Source organism: Sphingomonas pruni NBRC 15498 (assembly GCF_001598455.1).
Classification (GTDB): Bacteria; Pseudomonadota; Alphaproteobacteria; order Sphingomonadales; family Sphingomonadaceae; genus Sphingomonas; species Sphingomonas pruni.
In genome coordinates this window covers 1-18,486 of sequence record NZ_BCYZ01000016.1, presented here as the reverse complement: position 1 = coordinate 18,486, position 18,486 = coordinate 1, and the positions used below count along the sequence as shown (strand labels likewise).

The window sequence follows — 18,486 nt, the reverse complement described above, 5'->3', positions numbered from 1 at the left end:
GAACGGACGCGCCTATTTGATCCGGAACAACCGCAGCGGCGAGTTCCTCGGCAATTCAAGCGGCTCGAGGAACGCGAACATCTCGCCCTTGGCCAGGCGATCATAGAACCCGCCTGGGTTGCGCGCGCGATAGATCGTCGATTCAGCCATGTTCGGACAGACCAGCAGCATCGTCGCGCCATGCTTCCTCGCGATCGCGCGGAACTGATCGGGCGATCCGCCAAAGGCATGCTGGACGTCGAGGATCGCGTCGCCGTTGCGGTGATAGGGGCCCGCCACCGCCTTGTGATGCGTGACGACGATGATCCGCGGCCCGAGATCGACGAAGCTGAAGATCGTCGCGCTGGGATATCGATTGAGTGGCGCGAGGCTGCTGATGGCAGGGCATCGTGCGCTCGCGCGGTTGATCGTCGTCATGCGGGCGTCCGGCTTGTCGATCGGCAAGAACCGTAGCGACAGTCCGCTGAACATGCCCGACGCGACCAGCACCACCACGACCGGGCCGAGCACGCGGACCAGCAAATTGGGGCTGTCGAGCAGCAACGGCACCGCGACCCAGATCAGCGCCGCCGCGCCCGGCACCGCGAGCAATTGCGCCGCCGGGCCCGCGCGCGTCTGCCACAACAGCATCAGGCACGCGAACAGGGTGAACAGGGTCACGGCCGACCAGCCGACCATGATGGGCGCGCGATCGGTGATGGCACGCCTGGTCGCGATCGCCGCACCCAGCAGGCCGATGATCGGCAAGGTCACGATCGGGAACGCCTGGCGGAAGGGATGCTGATAGATCGGTTTGGCCTCGCGCACATTGTCGAGCCAGTTGCGCACCAGTTCGGGCGACGCCTGTTCGGGCCGCCCCAGGCATTGCGGGAACAGCCAGGCGAAACCCGCGACGATCACCGCGCCGGCGGCAAACGCGAGGCCGAGCCGCGCCCAACGCGACGCCGGGCTCAACCAAGCCAGGACGAAGAGCAAGCCGCCCGCCACCAGCATCACGGTCAGATAGACCGGCGTCAGCGCGTCGCAGCGCATCACCGAATTGGCGTAGGAAGCAAACGCGCCGTAGCCGAGCGCGGTGCCACTCGCCAGGCTGACGCCATAAGCGGCGACGCGCCGCGCCTCGCCGCGATCCCAGATCCATTGCAGCGCGATGATCGCCCCCGCCATCGCGGCGTAAGGCAGCATTTCCAGACCGATCGAGATGCTGACCGCGCTCGCCAGCCCGACGATCACGCCGCCGCGCGCACCCTTGGGGTCACACAAACCGGCGACGGTCAGGCTGAGCATCGCCAGCTGCCAGCCATGGTGATCGATGCGGTCGGGCGCGAACATCAGCATCGTCGGCGTGCACGCACAGACCAATAGCGCCATCGCCAATGGCCAGGCGTGCGGGCTGACCAGCCGCCGGACGGTCGCGCCCAGGCCGATGAACGCGATCGACAGCGGCAACAGCGGCGCGATGCCGCACGCCACCCGCTCCGCCCAGGGCGTGCCGATGAACGGCCGCAGGATCAGGATCAGGCCCGCAATCGGCAAGTCGACGATACGGCTCCAGTGAATGTCGAAGCCGCCCGGCGGATTGAGATAATAATCGCGCAGGTCGTACCAGCCCTGCCCGTTGAGCAGCGCGCGGACCTGCATCAGCCGCATATTGTCGTCGGTGTCGCCCAGCCCCAGCGAGCGAATCTGCGGCCAGGCGCTGACGAAATACCACAAGCCGACGATGAACCAGGCGAGCAGCGCGTATTTGATCCAGTGCCGGTCGAGTTCAGCGACCAGGTCGGACCACCAGCTTTCGATCTTGCTCAAAATGCTTCCCTCGCGCCTCCGAGCGCTTTAGGGGGGCGCCCACGCTCTGGGCAAGGCTGTGACGGCAATTCTCAAACAAATCGATACATGGCGCGAGAGCGGGCTGATGGGCCAGCTGATCCGCTTCGGTGTTGCCGGCGGGGTATCGACGCTGATCTATTCGGCGGTGTACCTGCCGCTCACCACTTGCGTGTTTCCTGCCGCGCACGCAGTCTATGCCGTGCCCTTCGCCTTCGCCGTCGCGGTGACCGCCGGGTTCTTCCTGCACAGCCGCTGGAGCTTCAAGGGGCATGGCACGCGCCAGCCGGGCGGTGCGCAGCAGATCAAGTTCGTCATGGTGCAGGCCTCCGGCATGGGGCTCAACGCTGTGATCACCTGGGTGGGAACTGCTCTATTGGGCTATCCGGCCTGGGCGCCGCTCTTGCCGGCGATCGCTTTGGCGACGATCTTCACGTTCATTCTCAATCGCTGGCTGGTATTCGCCTGATGGCCTGCCCCTGGCTAATGGATCGCCCCGAATAATGGACCGTATCGTTTACGACCGCATGGCGGAGCATGACTCGTCGCATTGGTGGTATGTCGCGCGCCGCGACATCCTGCACGATTATGTCGCGCGCTACGGCGGTCTGCCCAAGCAGGCGCGCATCCTCGAGATCGGCTGCGGCACCGGGCACAATCTCGCGATGCTCCAGCAATTCGGCGAGGTCGACGCGATCGAGATCGATCCCGCCGCCGCAGCGATCGCCAGCAAGCGGCTGAACAAACCGGTCAGCAATGCCCCGCTGCCGACGCTGCCGGGGATTGAGCGCGGCGCCTATGACATGATCGCGGTGCTCGACGTGGTCGAGCATATCGACGACGATGTCGCCGCCTTGCGCGCGATGAAGGATTGCCTGAAGCCCGGCGGCAAGATCCTGATCGCTGTGCCCGCGCACCAATGGATGTGGTCGGCGCACGACGTCGTGAACCATCATCACCGCCGTTATTCGAAAGCGAGCCTGAAAAAGGCGATCGATGCGGCCGGGCTGGAGACGCGCAAGTTCGGCTATTTCAACTCGCTGCTATTCCCGCTCGCCGCCGCCGCGCGCGTGGCGGGCCGGATGACCGGCCGAGACGACAGCGACGATTCGCCGCCGCCGGGTCCGGTCAACAAATTGTTCGAGGCCATCTTCCGGCTCGAGCGCCACATGGTCGGGCGCGTGCCGATGACGCCGGGTGTGTCGATCCTGACCTTGGCGGTGCCGAAGGGCTGACTCTCCCCTCCCGTTTACGGGAGGGGTCGGGGGAGGGCCTGTTATTCCGCGGCCTTCGTATCCGGAGCGGGCGACACGCCCTCCCCTAGCCCCTCCCGCACGCGGGAGGGGAATGCTTGATCACGATCTTCCGCCCGGTATCCCAACGTCGCCTTGCCCTGCACCGGTCCCGCGACATCCGACACCAGGTACAGCGGCCGCCGCTTCGACTCGACGTACAGCCGCCCGAGATATTCGCCGATCATCCCCAGCACGAACATCTGCACCGCGCCGAGCAGCACGACGATGAACGCGAGCGACGTCCAGCCGGGCACCGCGCTCCCAGAGAAGAAGCCGACCGCGATATAGATCAGCAGCAGGAACGAGGCACCAGTCAGCGCCAAGCCGACATGGCTGGCGAAAGTCAGCGGCTTGGTCGAAAAGCCGGTCATCGCGTCGAATGCCAGGCGCAGCATCTTCGACAGCGGGTAATTGGTCTCGCCGGCGAAACGCTCGGCGCGGTCATAGGGGAACGGCACCTGGCGGAACCCGATCCAGGCGACCATGCCGCGAATGAAACGCGCCTGTTCGGGCAGCGCCAGGAAGGCGTCGAGCGCCCGCCTGGACATCAGCCGGAAATCGCCGGTGTCGAGCGGGATCGGCGTGTCGGTCACGCGATCGAGCAGACGATAGAAAGCCGCGGCGGTCGCCTTCTTGAACAAGGTCTCGCCTTCGCGTTTGCGGCGAACGGCATAGACCACGTCAGCGTCCTCGGCCGCCATCATCTTGCGCATATCGCCCAGCAGTTCGGGCGGATCCTGCAGATCGGCGTCGATAATCAGAATCTGCTCGCCCGCACACAGATCGAGTCCGGCGGTCAGCGCGAGCTGGTGGCCATGATTACGCGACAGGTTGATCGCGACCAGCCGCGGATCGCCTTGCGACAGCCGGCGCATGATCGGCCAGCTGTCGTCCTTCGACCCGTCATTGATCAGGACGAGCTCGTAATCCTCGCCGACCTCCGCCTTGGCGGCGGCGGTGACGCGAGCGTGCAGCGTTTCGAGGGTCAGTGCCTCGTTATAGCAGGGGACGACGATCGAGAGCTTGGGGCGTTGCATGGCGGTGCTGCTTAGTCGTCCGCGCGGTCCGCGTCATCGCCTTTCGTGGTTTCCACGGCGGCGCCCTCACGCGCCTGCGCCTTGCGGCGGCGCAGATTGGCGCGCAATTGCTCGGCCAGGCGGGCGGCGCGGTCCGGTTTGTCGTTCTTGGCGGTCATTACGGGGAATCGCTTTAATCCGATTTCAGCGAAGCTGAAACGGTTGCGGTGCCGGCCCACTCCCCCACCCCGGCCGCCCAACAGCGTATTCTATGGGCGGCCGGGGTGGGGGAGTGGGCCGGCGCCGCTTCAGCGGAGCTGCAAATGACTCTAAACCCGCCGACCGCGCCTTGACAATATCCGGGTCGACGGACATAGGCGCGCCTCCGTCGGGGCCTTTGGTCCCGCGTGAGTGCTGCCGTAGCTCAGTGGTAGAGCGCATCCTTGGTAAGGCTGAGGTCGTGAGTTCAATCCTCACCGGCAGCACCATCACTTCAATGACTCAGCGATATTTCCCCGGCCGGGGGCCGCTCGGGGTAGCACCCGGGGCAGCACGTAAGGCTAGGTGATGCCCACATTGCCGCATGGCATGTTCGCCCATGTTCGATAGAGTGCGCCAACGATACGAACTGCGGGGGTGGCATGAAGAATAGGGCGCTGACTGCGATGAAGCCTTATGTCGGCTTCGCAATGCTCCTAGCGCTTGCGGCGTGCGACAAGCCTTCATCGCCACCGAAAACGCCGTTGGCCGACACGGCCGATATGGACTTCGTTCAGGCATTCGTTGGAAGCTGCGTTCAAACATTCCCCGACTTCGCTCGCATTGAAGCGGCTGCTCGAGCGATGAAATGGAAGCGCGTCACCGATCCCGACATGTTGAAGATGATCGGCCCCGCCGATGGCGGCTCGGGCTGGAAAGCTTGGACGTTCAAGACCGGGAAGAAGGGCTTTCTGCTATCGACCGGCGAACGCGACGTTGAGGGTAAGGCGCTGAAGTTCTGCGTTCTGATAGCGGAGCCGAGCGACATTGAGGCGACGCGGAACCACATCGTCAAATTGCTGAATGCGAAGCGCGAATATTCGTCGGAAGAAGGCGGGCAGCGATATGCGACGTATAGCTTCCTTCAAGATGATAAGCCCTTGATCCTCAACTTCATCGATGCGGTGCCTATGAGTATGAAGATGCTGAATGTTAGCACGATGACGCCGCCCGGTTCGTGAATGGCTATGGCTACTTCATTGGCTTCGCATCATATTGCCAGCCCCGCCTTTTGATGTGTGCGTAGGCTTTGACGAACCTTTATCGCCATCGTGATTGGGTTCAGTTTCGGGGTGAAGTCATTAAGCTTCACGGCGGGCGCTGCGCTAGATGCGATCGTTCGGCCGCTTCGGACGGCGTTGTTCTTCAAGTTCATCATAAGCACTACGTCACCGGCCGGAAGCCGTGGGAATACGGGCACACCGAATGCGAGGCGCTATGCAAGGGGTGCCACGCTGAAGAGCATGGCAAGATCATGCCGCAGAGCGGTTGGGGGCTCCTAGCATCCGATGATCTAGGCGACCTATCCGGCAACTGCGAACTATGCGGCACCGAGCTTCGCTATATCTTCGCGATCGAACACCCGACTTGGGGCGCGATGGCCGTTGGCACTGACTGTTGCGACAGGCTGACGATGACAACCGAAGCGAGCGAATACCACGATCGCTACATCAAGCTTGTCGATATGCGGAAGCGGTTCGTCGGCTCTTCGAAGTGGAAGCAAACGCCTTCAGGCTTCTTCACGATCAAACGCGCCGGGATCGCGGCGTTCATATTCCCTAACGGCGACAAGTTCCGCGTCGGTTTCGACGGCGTTGAAGGCAAGGTAGATTACGACACGTTGCTAGATGCGAAGCTTCGGATATTCGAGTTCATCGAATCCGGTGAGGCAGCGACGTATCTCGCAAATCGGAAGAAGAAGCTTGCCGAACGCCTGCGGCGCAAACTTGGATTTTGAAGATGCCGGTCTATTTCATTTCCCAAGTGGAACGCGATCGGATCGTCACGAAGATCGGCAAGGCGAAGGATATTCAAAAGCGCCGCCGCGAGCTTCAGACGGGCAATCCCACGCTGTTAGAGGTTGTGGGATGGATCACGTCCGATGATGACTTCGCTCTTGAACGCACGTTGCACCGGCACTTCGCGACGCGCCGCGTATCCGGTGAATGGTTCGATATTCAGCCCGGCGACGCTCTCCCGGTGTTGATGCACGCGGGAATCAACGGCTTCGTTGCGAAGAACGCCGATGCTTTCGAGATTGTCGGTTATGACAGGGACGCCGTTCCCGAATATCTAGGCGTGTGGAATTGGGGCGATCTTGAATTGGAAGAATGCTGCCCGTTCTGCGGCTGCATGTGCGGGATGCATTTTCAGGACGCATCATGGATGCACCATTGCTTGAACTGCGATGCGCTAACCGACTTTTCCGAGCTTTCGCCGCCCGAACCCGATGATGAAATGCGGTGATTTTCGGTGCCGGTGCTACCCCGGCGCTGCCCGCGCCGACTGCGCCAAGTTGGACGGTTTTCAAGCCTTTGAGTTAACTCCGTTATCTTGCGATCTTCGTGTATTCGGGCCCGCCTTCAAGGGGGCAGCGGGACCTAGTTCAGCGTAATTGTTTTGATTTTGGGTATCCAGCCTACCATTCTCTTCATCGAGCGGGTTCAGACACGCCATGATCGGGTCAACAGTGAGCATGGATTTCGACAAGAAACAGGGCATGGCGGGTGTTCGCCCCGGCATGAGCGGCGCAGAAAACGCCGGGGACCGCGCGTTCAAGGCACTCCGCGGGCCCTGGGCGGGCACGCCGTATCATCTCGATGCACCCTTCTGGCCGACGCCCGAGCCGCTGGTCGAGCGCATGCTCGATCTTGCCGAGGTCGGGCCCGGCGATCATCTCATCGACCTTGGCTGCGGCGACGGCCGCATCGTCATTGCCGCCGCACGCCGCGGCGCCACCGCGCTTGGCGTCGACATCGACGCGGAGCGGATCGCCGAAGCCGAGGCGGCAGCGCATGCGGCCGGCGTCGAGCAGCTTGTCAGTTTCCGCTGCGAGGATCTATTCGCGACGCGGCTCGAGGCGGCCAGCGTGGTCACGCTCTATTTGATCCCGCACATCCATGGCCTGCTTGGCGCGCGTCTGAAGACCGAATTGGCGCCCGGCAGCCGCGTGCTCAGCCATGCCTTTGCGATACGCGACTGGACGCCGCGCGCGCACGAGACCATCGACCAGCGCGAACTGTTCCTCTGGGTCGTTGACTAGGGTCTGAACTCGGCGACGAGATCGTAGCGGTCCCCGCGGAACAGCTGGCGGACATGCGTCACGATCTGCCCGGCGCGCCAGGTCGTTCGGTCGAGTTCGAGGCAAGCGCCGCGCGGCCGCAAGCCCAGCGCTTTCGCTTCCGCCGTCGTCGCTTCCACCGCACGGATGCGGTGGCGCGCGGCGGTCCAGGGGACATGGCGGAGGAGCCAGGTGCCCGGGGCTTCGTCGGCGAAGCTTTCGTGTGCGGCGTCAGGTACGGCGGCCAGCGCGATCAGGCGGTGTTCGAGCGCGAAGGGTTCGCCGCCACCGTGATGCACGCCTTCGACCAGCAAGGCAGGTAGCGGGACGTCGCCCGCCTGATCGGCGATGCGGCGATTGGTCAGTCGCCAGCGATACTCCTCGCCTCGCGCGGCGATGACTTGCGCCAGATCCGGGACTTCGAGCACCGCCGAATGGACCTGGGGATGCGCGACGAACGAGCCGGCCTTGCGACGGCGCTCGATCAGGCCGTCCTTGGCGAGGCCGCCAAGCGCCTTACTGACCGTCGCGCGGGCGCAGCCATAAGTCGCGACCAGTTCGTGTTCGAACGGGATGCGATGGCCGGGGCGCCATTCTCCCGAATGGATGCGTGCCTCGATATCCCGGCGGATGCGCGCCTCGACCGTCATGCCAGCAGGGCGGTGACCGTGCGACGATAGCGGTCGGCGATCGTGTCGGCGGCGATGTGGCGGCCGCGGTCGACCAGCTTGCGGCCCGCGCGCCAGACCGAATCGATCGCGCCGGGCCGCGCGGCGAAGATCCAGCGGTCGAGCAAATCGGTCCCCGCACCGACCAAGGCGGGGTGCTGGAGGTCGAGCGAGACGATATCGGCGGCATTCCCGACCACGATGTCGCTCGCCACGCCGAGCGCCTGGGCGCCCCCGGCCTGCGCCCTGGCGAACAGGGTCGCACCGACCGACGGATCGGTCTCGTCGACCAGTAGCGCGCGTTTCCGGAGCGTCAGGCGTTGCGAATATTCAATGGCGCGGAGTTCGCTCGCCGCGTCGATCAGGATGTTCGAATCAGTGCCGACGCCGAACCGGCCGCCCGCTGCGAGATAATCGACCGCGGGGAAGACGCCGTCGCCGAGATTGGCCTCGGTCACCGGACACAGGCCGGCAACCGCGCCGCTCGCCGCAAGCCGCGCGGTTTCGTGCGCGTCGATATGGGTCGAGTGGATCAGGCACCAGCGCGCGTCGACCGCGGCATGGTCGAGCAACCATTCGACCGGACGCGCGCCGCTCCACGCGACACAGGCTTCGACCTCGCGGACCTGTTCGGCGGCGTGGATATGGAGCGGCCCCTTCTCCGCCAGCGGCATTATCGCGGCGAGTTCGTCGGGTGTCACCGCGCGGAGCGAGTGCGGCGCGATGCCCAGCACGGCATCGGCGGGCAGTTTGGCGCGGCTCGCCTCGACCAATCGCGCGAAGCCGTCGACGTCGGAAATGAAGCGGCGCTGGCCCGGCGCGGGAGGAGCGCCGCCGAAATCGGCATGCGCGTAGAAGACGGGAAGCAACGTCAGCCCGATGCCCGTCGCCTCCGCCGCGGCGACGATCGCGCCTGCGGTTTCGGCCGGATCGGCATAATGCGCGCCGTCGACATCGTTGTGGAGGTAATGGAACTCGCCGACGCGGGTGAACCCGCCTTCGATCATCTCGACATAGGCCTGGGCAGTGATCGCTTCGATATCGTCGGGAGTCAGGCGGTCGAGGAAGCGGTACATCACCTCGCGCCAGCTCCAGAAATCGTCGTCAGGGCGGCCGCGGCGCTCGGACAGGCCGGCCATGCCGCGCTGAAAGCCATGGCTGTGGACGTTGCAGAGACCGGGCAACGCCGCGCCATGACGCTGGTCGTCTGACTCGGGCGCCACGCCGGTTGCGACGGCGGAAATAGTCGCGCCGTCGACCGCGATGCGGACCTGTTCGGCCCATCCGTCGGGCAGCAATGCGCGTTCGAACCAAAGTGTCGGCATCGGTCCTCCTGTCGATTATGTCTAGACATAATAATTGGCGCGGGCAAGATGGAGGCCATGGAGCGGACCTGGACCAATGCCCGACTCGCGACCATGGCCGGCGATGCGCTGGGCGTGATCGAGGATGGCGTGGTCGCGAGCCGCGACGGTGTGATCACTTACGCAGGGCCGCGCGCCGATGCCCCGGCGGTGGCCGGCGAGGTTATCGACTGCGGCGGACGCTGGATCACGCCGGGACTGATCGATTGCCACACCCATCTGGTCCATGCCGGCGACCGGTCGGGCGAATGGGCGATGCGGCTCGATGGCGCATCCTATGAGGACATCGCGCGCGCCGGCGGCGGCATCGTGTCGACGATGCGCGCGACGCGGGCGGCGAGCGAGGCCGATCTGGTCGCGACCGCCTTGCCCCGGCTCGACGCCTTGCTTGCCGAGGGCGTGACGACGATCGAGATCAAGTCGGGTTATGGCCTGACCGTCGCCGACGAACTCAAGATGCTGCGCGCCGCGCGGTCGCTGAGCGATGAACGGCTGGTGCGCGTCGCGACCACGTTGCTCGGCGCGCATGCGCTGCCGCCTGAATATGCCGGCCGGGCCGATGACTATGTCGCCCTGGTCGCCGACGAGATGATCCCCGCCGCATCGGAGCTCGCGGATGCCGTCGATGCGTTCTGCGAAGGGATCGGCTTTACGCCCGAGCAGACGGGACGGGTATTGGCAGCGGCGCAGCGCGCGGGGCTGCCGGTCAAGCTCCATGCCGAGCAATTGTCGGCGCTCCACGGCGCGAGCCTCGCCGCCAGCTTTGGCGCGCTGTCCGCCGATCACCTCGAATATGCCGATGAGGCGGATGCTCGGGCGATGGCAGCGGCGGGCACGGTCGCGGTGCTCCTGCCCGGCGCTTTCTATTTCATGCGCGAGACCAAGCTGCCGCCGGTCGACCTGTTCCGCGCGCATCAGGTGCCGATCGCGATCGCAACCGACTGCAACCCCGGCACCTCGCCGACCACCTCGTTGCTGCTGATGCTCAACATGGCGGCGACCCTGTTCCGCCTCACCGTGACCGAGGCATTGCGCGGCGTAACCGTCAATGCCGCTCGCGCCTTGGGTCTCGCCGACCGCATCGGCACGCTCGAACCCGGCAAGGCCTGTGACCTGGCTGTGTGGGACATCTCCGAGCCGGCAGAGCTGGTTTACCGGATCGGCTTCAACCCTCTCCATCTACGCGTGAAGGACGGCGAATGCTGCTGACTCCCGGTGCCGTTCCCTATTCGGCATGGCAGGCCATCTACGAAGGCGCGGTGCCGGTGCTCGATCCGGCCTGCCGTCCGGCGATCGCGGAGAGCGCAGCGGCGGTGGGCCGCATCCTGGCGCGGCACGAGCCGGTCTATGGCATCAATACCGGCTTCGGGAAGCTTGCCAGCGTCCGGATCGGCGACGAGGATCTGGCGACCCTCCAGCGCAATATCGTGCTGAGCCACGCCGCCGGCATCGGCGAGCCGATGCCGGTGCCGATCGCGCGGCTGATGATGGCGCTGAAGCTCGCCAGCCTCGCGCGCGGCGCGTCGGGCGTGGCGCCGGCCACGGTCGAATTGCTCGAAGCGATGCTGGCCAAAGGACTGGTGCCGGTGGTGCCCGCGCAGGGGTCGGTCGGTGCGTCGGGCGATCTCGCGCCGCTCGCCCACATGACCGCGGCGATGATCGGCGTGGGCGAGATCTTCGTCGGTGACGAGCGCCTGCCTGCAACCGATGCGCTGGCACAGGCGGGGCTCGCGCCGCTCGTCTTGGGTCCCAAGGAAGGGCTGGCGCTGCTCAACGGCACGCAATTCTCGACCGCCTATGCCCTCGCCGCCTTGTTCGAGGCGGAGCGGCTGTACCGCGTCGCGTTGGTCACGGGCATCCTGTCGACCGAGGCGGCGAAGGGATCCGACGCGCCGTTCGATCACCGCATTCACGCGCTGCGCGGCCATCGCGGCCAGATCGAGACGGCCGACGCGCTGCGCCGGATGATGGAGGGCTCTCCGATCCGCGCCTCGCACCGCGAAGGCGATACGCGCGTCCAGGACCCCTATTGCCTGCGCTGCCAGCCGCAGGTGATGGGCGCCGCGCTGACCGTGCTGCGCCAGGCCGGCGAGACATTGGTGACCGAGGCCAATGGCGTATCGGACAATCCGCTGATCTTCCCGGAGACCGACGAAGCCTTGTCGGGCGGCAATTTCCACGCCGAGCCGGTTGCCTTCGCTGCCGACATGATCGCGCTCGCCATTTGCGAGATCGGGAGTCTGGCAGAACGCCGCGTCGCGATGCTGGTCGATCCGGCCTTGTCGGGATTGCCCGCGTTCCTGACGCCCAAGCCAGGGCTCAATTCGGGCTTCATGATCCCGCAAGTGACCGCCGCCGCGTTGGTGTCCGAGAACAAGCAGCGCGCGACCCCCGCCAGCGTCGATTCGATCCCGACCTCGGCCAATCAGGAGGACCACGTGTCGATGGCGGCGCATGGCGCCCGGCGGCTGATCGAAATGGCCGCCAATGTCGACGCAGTGCTGGGGATCGAATTGCTGGCCGGCGCGCAGGGGTGCGATTTCCACGCGCCGATGCTGTCAAGCGAGCCGGTCGAGCATGTCCGGCGGTTGCTGCGCGAGCGCGTGCCGTCGTTGACCGACGACCGCCATATGGCCCCAGACATGGCGATCGCGACGGAATTGGTGCGGTCGAAGCGGCTATTGGTGGCGGTGGGGGAGTTGCCGGGAGTGGTGGGATGACTGCGACCCTCTCCCTTACCCGTCACCCCAGCCTTGTGCCGGGGTCCACCGGGCAACCGAGCGCGAAGCTTGGGCCTCTTGTCCGGAGCCTGCGGCACGGTGGATCCCGGCACAAGGCCGGGATGACGAGGGAAGTACGGACGGCTTTGGACTCTGAGGCGAGCGCAGGAGCGACCGTATGACCTGGCTCCGCGTCGAACGCCGCGACTCCCCGCTGATCCTCTCTTTCCCGCACGGAGGCACCGACATCCCAGACATGCTGCTCGGCGATTTCCGCTCGCGCTGGTGGGCGATCCGCGACGCCGACTGGCATATCCGGGAGCTGTACGACGGTCTCGCCGACGCGACGATGATCTGGACCGACGTGTCGCGCAGCGTGATCGACTGCAACCGCGATCCGTCGGGTGCGTCGCTCTATCCGGGGCAAGCAACCACCGGTCTATGCCCGACCGAGACGTTCGACGGCGAACCGCTCTATCGCGACGGCGCCGCGCCCGACATGGCGATGCGGCGCGATACCTGGTTCACGCCTTATCACGCCGCGATCCAGGCCGAGATCGAGCGGCTTCGCACGCTCCATCCGCGCGTCGTGCTGTACGATTGCCACTCGATCCGCAGTCGTGTCCCACGGCTGTTCGAGGGCGAGCTTCCCGAACTCAACATCGGCACCGACAACGGTTCGACCTGCGACGCGGCGCTCAGCGATGCGGTGGTCGCGCAATGCGCCGGCCGCAGTCATGTCCTCAACGGCCGTTTCCGCGGCGGTTGGACGACACGCCATTACGGCCAGCCCGACCAGGGCGTCCACGCGATCCAGATGGAGATCGCGATGCGCGCCTATCTCGACGAACCCGCGGGCGAACCCCACGAGAACAACTGGCCGCCTGTCTACGATCCCGACTTCGCCTCCCCGCTGCGCGCCGACCTCTCGCGCGTACTCGCCGCCGCCCTTTCCTTCGGCAAGGATTCCGCATGACCCGCATCGACAATCAGCGCCACATCCAGGCCGCGACCGGCACTGAACTCTCCGCCAAGTCCTGGCTGACCGAGGCCCCCTTACGCATGCTGATGAACAATCTCGACGCGCGCGTGGCGGAGAATCCGCAGGAACTCGTGGTCTATGGCGGCATCGGCCGTGCCGCACGCGATTGGGAAAGCTATGACCGCATCGTCGAGACGCTGCGCCGGCTCGAAGGCGACGAAACCTTGCTGATCCAGTCGGGCAAGCCGGTCGGCGTGTTCCGCACGCACGAAAATGCGCCGCGCGTGCTGCTGGCGAACTCCAACCTCGTCCCGCATTGGGCGACCTGGGAGCATTTCGCCGGGCTCGATCGTGCCGGCCTGATGATGTACGGCCAGATGACCGCCGGGTCGTGGATCTATATCGGCACCCAGGGCATCGTTCAGGGCACTTACGAGACCTTCGTCGAGATGGGCCGCCAGCATTATGGCGGCGATCTGACCGGCCGCTGGCTGCTGACCGCCGGCCTGGGCGGGATGGGCGGCGCGCAGCCGCTCGCCGCGGTGATGGCGGGCGCGTCGTGCCTGGCGATCGAATGCCAGCCGAGCCGGATCGAGATGCGGCTGGCGACCGGCTATCTCGACCACAAGGCCGACACGATCGAAGAGGCGATGGCGATCCTTGACCGGGCGAAAGCTGAGGGCAAACCGGTGTCGGTCGGCCTGCTCGGCAACGCCGCCGAATTGCTTCCGGAGATGTTCCGCCGCGGCATCCGCCCCGATCTGTTGACCGATCAGACCTCCGCGCACGATCCGGTCAACGGCTACCTGCCGATCGGCTGGACGCTCGATCAATGGTTCGACGGTCGTGAGCGAGACCCCCAGGGCGTCGCCAAGGCGGCCAAGGCGTCGATGGCGGTCCATGTCCGCGCGATGCTCGACTTCCAGGCGGCCGGCGTGCCGACGGTCGATTACGGCAACAATATCCGCCAGGTCGCCAAGGACGAAGGCGTCGCCAACGCGTTCGACTTCCCCGGTTTCGTGCCAGCGTACATCCGCCCGCTCTTCTGTCGCGGCATCGGCCCGTTCCGCTGGGCGGCCTTGTCGGGCGATCCGGAGGATATCTACAAGACCGACGCCAAGGTGAAGGAGTTGCTGCCCGACGACGCGCATCTTCATCGCTGGCTCGACATGGCGCGCGAGCGAATTCACTTTCAGGGCCTGCCGGCGCGGATCTGCTGGGTCGGCCTGGGCGATCGCCACCGGCTCGGCCTGGCGTTCAACGAGATGGTGGCGAAAGGAGAATTGAAGGCGCCGGTGGTGATCGGCCGCGACCATCTCGATTCGGGGTCGGTCGCCAGCCCCAATCGCGAGACCGAGGCGATGCGCGACGGGTCGGACGCGGTCAGCGACTGGCCGCTGCTCAACGCCCTGCTCAACACCGCGAGCGGCGCGACCTGGGTGTCGCTCCATCACGGCGGCGGGGTGGGCATGGGCTATTCGCAGCATGCCGGCATGGTGATCGTCGCCGACGGGACGCCCGAGGCGGCGAAGCGGCTCGAACGCGTATTGTGGAACGACCCGGCGACCGGCGTGATGCGCCACGCCGATGCCGGCTACGACATCGCCGTCGACTGCGCGCGCGAAAAGGGGCTCGACTTGCCCAGCCTCGGCTGAGTGCTCGCGAGCCGGAACGTCCGTCGCCGCCAGCGCGTTCTTGCGCTCTCGAAGGAGAGTAACGTCATGAACGCCAGACTTCGTTTCGCGCCGCTCGTATTGGTGGCCGTGCTCGCCGCCTGCTCGCAGAAGGCGCAGGACCAGACGACGAACGCCGTAACCGACATCGGATCGGACATCGGCAACACGACCGGCAATGCGATCGACGCGACCGGCAACGCCTTGAGTGCTGCCGGTGAGTCGCTCAATCCCACACCGACCGGCCAGGAGTTCGCCGACAAGGCGGCCAAGAGCGATGCGTTCGAGATCGCCGCTGCCAAGCTCGCCAGGACCAACTCGGATTCCGCCGACGTCAAGAAATTCGCGGCGACGATGATCGAGGCGCACACCGGCTCGACCGCCAAGATCAAGGCCGCCGCCGCCAAGGCCACGCCGGCGATCAAGCCCGATCCTACGCTAACCAGCGATCAGCAGTCCAAGCTCGACGACCTCGGCAAGCTGAAGGGCGCGGATTTCGACAAGGCCTATGTCGACGGCCAGATCAGCGCGCACGAAGACGCGCTGTCGCTGATGAAAAGCTATGCCGACAAGGGCGACACGCCCAGCCTGAAGACCGCCGCGGGCGAGATCGCGCCGAAGGTGCAGGAGCATCTCGACATGGCGAAGAAGTTGAAGAAGTAGTCCTTTAAAAGCCCCTCCCCCCTAGGGGGGTTGGGGTGGGGCAGTTCCAAGCGATGCGCTCTGCGAGGCATCCCCCACCCGTACCCCTCCCCTGAAGGAGAGGGGCTCGTGTTGCCTAACTGCTTGTGCGCTCGACCAAGGGCGCGAAGCGGGCGACCTGCCGCCCGATCAGGCACAATTGCTCGACCACCGCCGGATCGGTTGCGCCGCCCTGATCGTCGAATTGCGTCACCTGGGTATTGATCGCAGCGGCGAACGGCGTCGGCCAGCCGCGTAGCGCATGGACGATCGAGCGCAGCGCCGCGATCGTCGATCCAGTTGCCTGCCAGCCATAGGCCGTGGCGATCAGGCCGACCGGCATGTCGGCGAGATAGGGCCGCGCGTCCTTGGCGGTTTCCTCGAGCAGATCGAGCGCGTTCTTGACCACGCCGGACAGGCTGCCGTGGTAGCCCGGGCTAGCGATGATCACGCCGGATGCCTTGCGCACCGCATCGACGAACTCGCGCTCCTGCGAGGTCCGTGAGGTCGCGCGCGGGTCGTAGAGCGGCAACCGCGCCATGTCCTCGCCGCCGAACAACCGGGTCGCGAATCCCTCTCGCTCGACGGCATCGAGCGCGATCCGGAGCGCGCGTTCGGTCGACGAAACCGCGCCGATCGTTCCCCCGATCCCGACGATCAACGGCCTGTCCGACAACGATCTATCCGGCATCCCAGCTCCTTCGCCACTCATACCCCCGCGATAGCCTCCCTGCGCGCGATCTGCTACAGCGGCATTGCACGGCCTGTGTTATTTGAGTAATACGCCTGTTGGCCCGGTGGGCCGTGTGGAAGCAGTGGATGCGCGACGACCCCTTTGACGGCAACCGACGAGCCGACCCCCGATGGGGCGCGCATTCGGCCTATCCCGACGATTATCTGAGCCAGGCGGCAACGGCGGTTCCTCCACCTGAGTCGCCGGGCGGCGGAGGTCAGCCGGAGCCCGGCTACACCGGCAATCTCCCGGTCGTTCGCAAAAAGCGCCGCTGGGGCCGGATCATCGTGCGGGCGATGGCCGCATGCGTGGTGCTGTTCGTGATCCTGGTCGGCTGGCTGGCGGTCACCGCGCCGCTCTCCAAGTCGCTTCAGCCGCCGACCCCGCCGTCGGTCACCTTGCTCGCCGCCGACGGCACGCCGATCGCCCGGCGGGGCGCCACGGTCGACAAGCCGGTCGATGCGTCGAAGCTGCCCAAATACGTGCCCGAAGCCTTTATCGCGATCGAGGACCGTCGATTCTATTCGCATTGGGGCGTCGATCCCTGGGGCATCATGCGTGCGATGGCGCATAATGTCATGGCGGGAGGCGTGCGCGAAGGCGGCAGCACGATCACCCAACAGCTGGCCAAGAACGCGTTTCTCGATTCGGACCGCACCGCCGGGCGCAAGCTGCGCGAGGCGCTGATCGCCTTCTGGCTCGAGGCGTGGCTGTCGAAGAACGACATTCTGTCGCGCTATTTGTCGAACGTCTATTTCGGCGACAACGTCTATGGCCTGCGCGCGGCCTCGCTCCATTATTTCGACGTCGAGCCCGAACATCTGAGCGTCAGCCAGGCGGCGATGCTGGCGGGGTTGGTCAAGGCGCCGTCCAAGCTCGCGCCGACCGGCAATCTGCGGGGTGCACAGGATCGCGAGAAGGTTGTGCTCGGCGCGATGGTCGCCGCCGGGTTCCTCAATCGGGGTCAGGCCGACGTCCGGCTGGCCTCGGTCCGCGTGCGACCGGTCAAGGAATTGCCCGACGGCACCTATTTCGCCGACTGGGTCCTGCCCGAGGCCCGCGATACGCAAGGTGACCTGAGCCAGGAGACCAAGGTCGTCACCACGCTCGAACCGCGGCTGCAAAAGGCCGCCGAGCGCGCGGTCAAGCGCGCCGGCCTGCGCCAGGCACAGGTCGCGATCGTCGCGATGCGCCCCGACGGTCGCGTCGTCGCGATGGTCGGCGGCAAGGATTACAAGACCAGCCCGTTCAACCGCGCGACGCAAGCGCGGCGCCAGCCGGGATCGACCTTCAAGCTGTTCGTCTATCTGGCGGCGATGCGTGCCGGCATGACCCCCGACGACATGATCGAGGACGAACCCATCACGATCGGCGGCTGGAGCCCCAAGAACAGCGATGGCCGCTACGAAGGCAAGATCACGCTACGCCGCGCCTTCCAGAAATCGAGCAACGTCGCGGCAGCCCGGTTGATCCAGAAGGTCGGCATCGACAACGTCATCAAGGCAGCGCGCGACCTCGGCATCTCGACGCCGATCGCGCACGACGCGTCGATCGCGCTCGGCACCTCGACCGGCTCGCTGCTCGAACTAACCAGCGCGTTCGCCGCGATCGCTGGCGACGGCTATCCGGTCAGCGCGCGCGGTATCGAGGCGAGCGAGGGCAAGCCCTGGTATTCGAACATCGTCGGCGGGCCGCGGTCGCTCGGCGGCAATATACGCGACGAAATGCTCGACCTGCTGTCGTCCTCGACCGACGGCGGCACCGGGCGCCAGGCGGCACTATCGGTCCCGACCTATGGCAAGACCGGGACGACGCAGGACAATCGCGACGCGCTGTTCGTCGGCTTCGCCAAGGATCTGGTCGTCGGCGTGTGGGTCGGCAATGACGACAACACCCCCAATGCCGGCCTGTCCGGCGGCGGCATTCCGGCGCGGGTGTGGAAGGACTTCATGCAGAATGCGCTGGGCATCGCCCCGCCGCCACCACCGGTCGTGCCGGCGACGGTCGATGACAACGCGATCGACGGCGACGAGGACGGCACCACGATCGACCCTGGCACCGGACCGCTGCCGGTCGAGGGCAATATCTCGGGGCTCGGCGTCAACCTCCAGGTCAAGCGCGACGGCACCTTGCGACTGTCGCCCGCGCCCGACCCCGGCGACCGCCCGCCGCGGCCGCCGAACGAGGACGACGGGCAGTAAGCTCTAG

Annotated in this window: 18 protein-coding genes and 1 tRNA gene; 13 read left to right on the top strand and 6 right to left on the bottom strand. The window is 65.9% G+C overall.

Going from position 1 to position 18,486, the window contains the following annotated elements; translation table 11 throughout:
- Window positions 1–12: 12 nt before the first annotated feature.
- Window positions 13–1,809, bottom strand: coding sequence for an AcrB/AcrD/AcrF family protein (locus SPR01S_RS06790; protein WP_245661901.1), 1,797 nt, complete (start codon window positions 1,807–1,809; stop codon window positions 13–15).
- Between the two features lie 106 nt (window positions 1,810–1,915).
- Here SPR01S_RS06790 and SPR01S_RS06785 point away from each other — a divergent pair, with 106 nt between their 5' ends.
- Window positions 1,916–2,296, top strand: a complete 381-nt coding sequence (locus SPR01S_RS06785) for a GtrA family protein (protein WP_084251008.1) — start codon at window positions 1,916–1,918, stop codon at window positions 2,294–2,296.
- A gap of 34 nt (window positions 2,297–2,330) precedes the next feature.
- Window positions 2,331–3,062, top strand: a complete 732-nt coding sequence (locus SPR01S_RS06780) for a class I SAM-dependent methyltransferase (protein ID WP_066586927.1) — start codon at window positions 2,331–2,333, stop codon at window positions 3,060–3,062.
- 41 nt (window positions 3,063–3,103) lie between these two features.
- Here SPR01S_RS06780 and SPR01S_RS06775 read toward each other — a convergent pair whose 3' ends face one another.
- On the bottom strand, window positions 3,104–4,159 hold the full coding sequence (locus SPR01S_RS06775) for a glycosyltransferase family 2 protein (protein WP_084251004.1): 1,056 nt from the start codon (window positions 4,157–4,159) through the stop codon (window positions 3,104–3,106).
- Between the two features lie 11 nt (window positions 4,160–4,170).
- On the bottom strand, window positions 4,171–4,317 hold the full coding sequence (locus tag SPR01S_RS21805; protein WP_169803389.1) for a hypothetical protein: 147 nt from the start codon (window positions 4,315–4,317) through the stop codon (window positions 4,171–4,173).
- A 234-nt stretch (window positions 4,318–4,551) separates the two neighbouring features.
- On the opposite strand from SPR01S_RS21805, the gene SPR01S_RS06770 reads away from it, so the two are divergent.
- The 5 genes from SPR01S_RS06770 to SPR01S_RS06750 all read left to right on the top strand — a co-directional run bounded on the left by SPR01S_RS06770 (window position 4,552) and on the right by SPR01S_RS06750 (window position 7,439).
- Window positions 4,552–4,626, top strand: a tRNA-Thr gene (locus tag SPR01S_RS06770).
- Window positions 4,627–4,803: 177 nt separating this feature from the next.
- Window positions 4,804–5,358 (top strand): hypothetical protein, encoded by a 555-nt coding sequence (locus tag SPR01S_RS06765; RefSeq protein ID WP_169803388.1) that lies wholly within the window; start codon window positions 4,804–4,806, stop codon window positions 5,356–5,358.
- Between the two features lie 68 nt (window positions 5,359–5,426).
- Window positions 5,427–6,134, top strand: a complete 708-nt coding sequence (locus tag SPR01S_RS06760) for a hypothetical protein (protein ID WP_157082013.1) — start codon at window positions 5,427–5,429, stop codon at window positions 6,132–6,134.
- A gap of 2 nt (window positions 6,135–6,136) precedes the next feature.
- A complete protein-coding gene (locus tag SPR01S_RS06755; protein WP_066586919.1) occupies window positions 6,137–6,643 on the top strand; it encodes a GIY-YIG nuclease family protein in 507 nt (168 codons plus the stop codon).
- A 229-nt stretch (window positions 6,644–6,872) separates the two neighbouring features.
- Window positions 6,873–7,439 carry an SAM-dependent methyltransferase gene (locus SPR01S_RS06750; protein WP_066586917.1) on the top strand — a complete coding sequence of 189 codons (567 nt, stop codon included), beginning with the start codon at window positions 6,873–6,875 and terminating at the stop codon, window positions 7,437–7,439.
- Here SPR01S_RS06750 and hutC read toward each other — a convergent pair.
- A complete protein-coding gene (gene hutC / locus SPR01S_RS06745; protein ID WP_066586915.1) occupies window positions 7,436–8,107 on the bottom strand; it encodes a histidine utilization transcriptional repressor HutC in 672 nt (223 codons plus the stop codon). The genes SPR01S_RS06750 and hutC overlap by 4 nt on opposite strands.
- Window positions 8,104–9,450, bottom strand: coding sequence for a formimidoylglutamate deiminase (locus SPR01S_RS06740; RefSeq protein WP_066586913.1), 1,347 nt, complete (start codon window positions 9,448–9,450; stop codon window positions 8,104–8,106). The genes hutC and SPR01S_RS06740 overlap by 4 nt, the downstream gene beginning before the upstream one ends.
- Before the next feature lie 57 nt (window positions 9,451–9,507).
- Between SPR01S_RS06740 and hutI the strand changes: the two genes are divergently transcribed.
- From hutI to SPR01S_RS06715, 5 genes are all read left to right on the top strand, one after another.
- Window positions 9,508–10,698 carry an imidazolonepropionase gene (hutI, locus tag SPR01S_RS06735; protein ID WP_066587069.1) on the top strand — a complete coding sequence of 397 codons (1,191 nt, stop codon included), beginning with the start codon at window positions 9,508–9,510 and terminating at the stop codon, window positions 10,696–10,698.
- The gene (hutH, locus tag SPR01S_RS06730) at window positions 10,689–12,209 is read left to right on the top strand and encodes a histidine ammonia-lyase (RefSeq protein ID WP_066586901.1); all 1,521 of its coding nucleotides are present in this window, start codon (window positions 10,689–10,691) and stop codon (window positions 12,207–12,209) included. Before hutI ends, hutH begins: the two co-directional genes overlap by 10 nt.
- Before the next feature lie 178 nt (window positions 12,210–12,387).
- On the top strand, window positions 12,388–13,185 hold the full coding sequence (hutG, locus tag SPR01S_RS06725) for an N-formylglutamate deformylase (protein ID WP_066586898.1): 798 nt from the start codon (window positions 12,388–12,390) through the stop codon (window positions 13,183–13,185).
- Complete coding sequence (gene hutU, locus SPR01S_RS06720) at window positions 13,182–14,846, top strand: urocanate hydratase (protein WP_066586895.1); 1,665 nt, start codon at window positions 13,182–13,184, stop codon at window positions 14,844–14,846. Before hutG ends, hutU begins: the two co-directional genes overlap by 4 nt.
- A gap of 66 nt (window positions 14,847–14,912) precedes the next feature.
- On the top strand, window positions 14,913–15,527 hold the full coding sequence (locus SPR01S_RS06715; protein WP_066586892.1) for a DUF4142 domain-containing protein: 615 nt from the start codon (window positions 14,913–14,915) through the stop codon (window positions 15,525–15,527).
- A gap of 115 nt (window positions 15,528–15,642) precedes the next feature.
- Here SPR01S_RS06715 and SPR01S_RS06710 read toward each other — a convergent pair whose 3' ends face one another.
- On the bottom strand, window positions 15,643–16,236 hold the full coding sequence (locus SPR01S_RS06710) for an NADPH-dependent FMN reductase (RefSeq protein WP_066586890.1): 594 nt from the start codon (window positions 16,234–16,236) through the stop codon (window positions 15,643–15,645).
- Window positions 16,237–16,364: 128 nt separating this feature from the next.
- Here SPR01S_RS06710 and SPR01S_RS06705 point away from each other — a divergent pair, with 128 nt between their 5' ends.
- Window positions 16,365–18,479: a transglycosylase domain-containing protein gene (locus tag SPR01S_RS06705; RefSeq protein WP_066586888.1), complete on the top strand. Its 2,115-nt coding sequence runs from the start codon at window positions 16,365–16,367 to the stop codon at window positions 18,477–18,479.
- Window positions 18,480–18,486 lie beyond the last annotated feature (7 nt).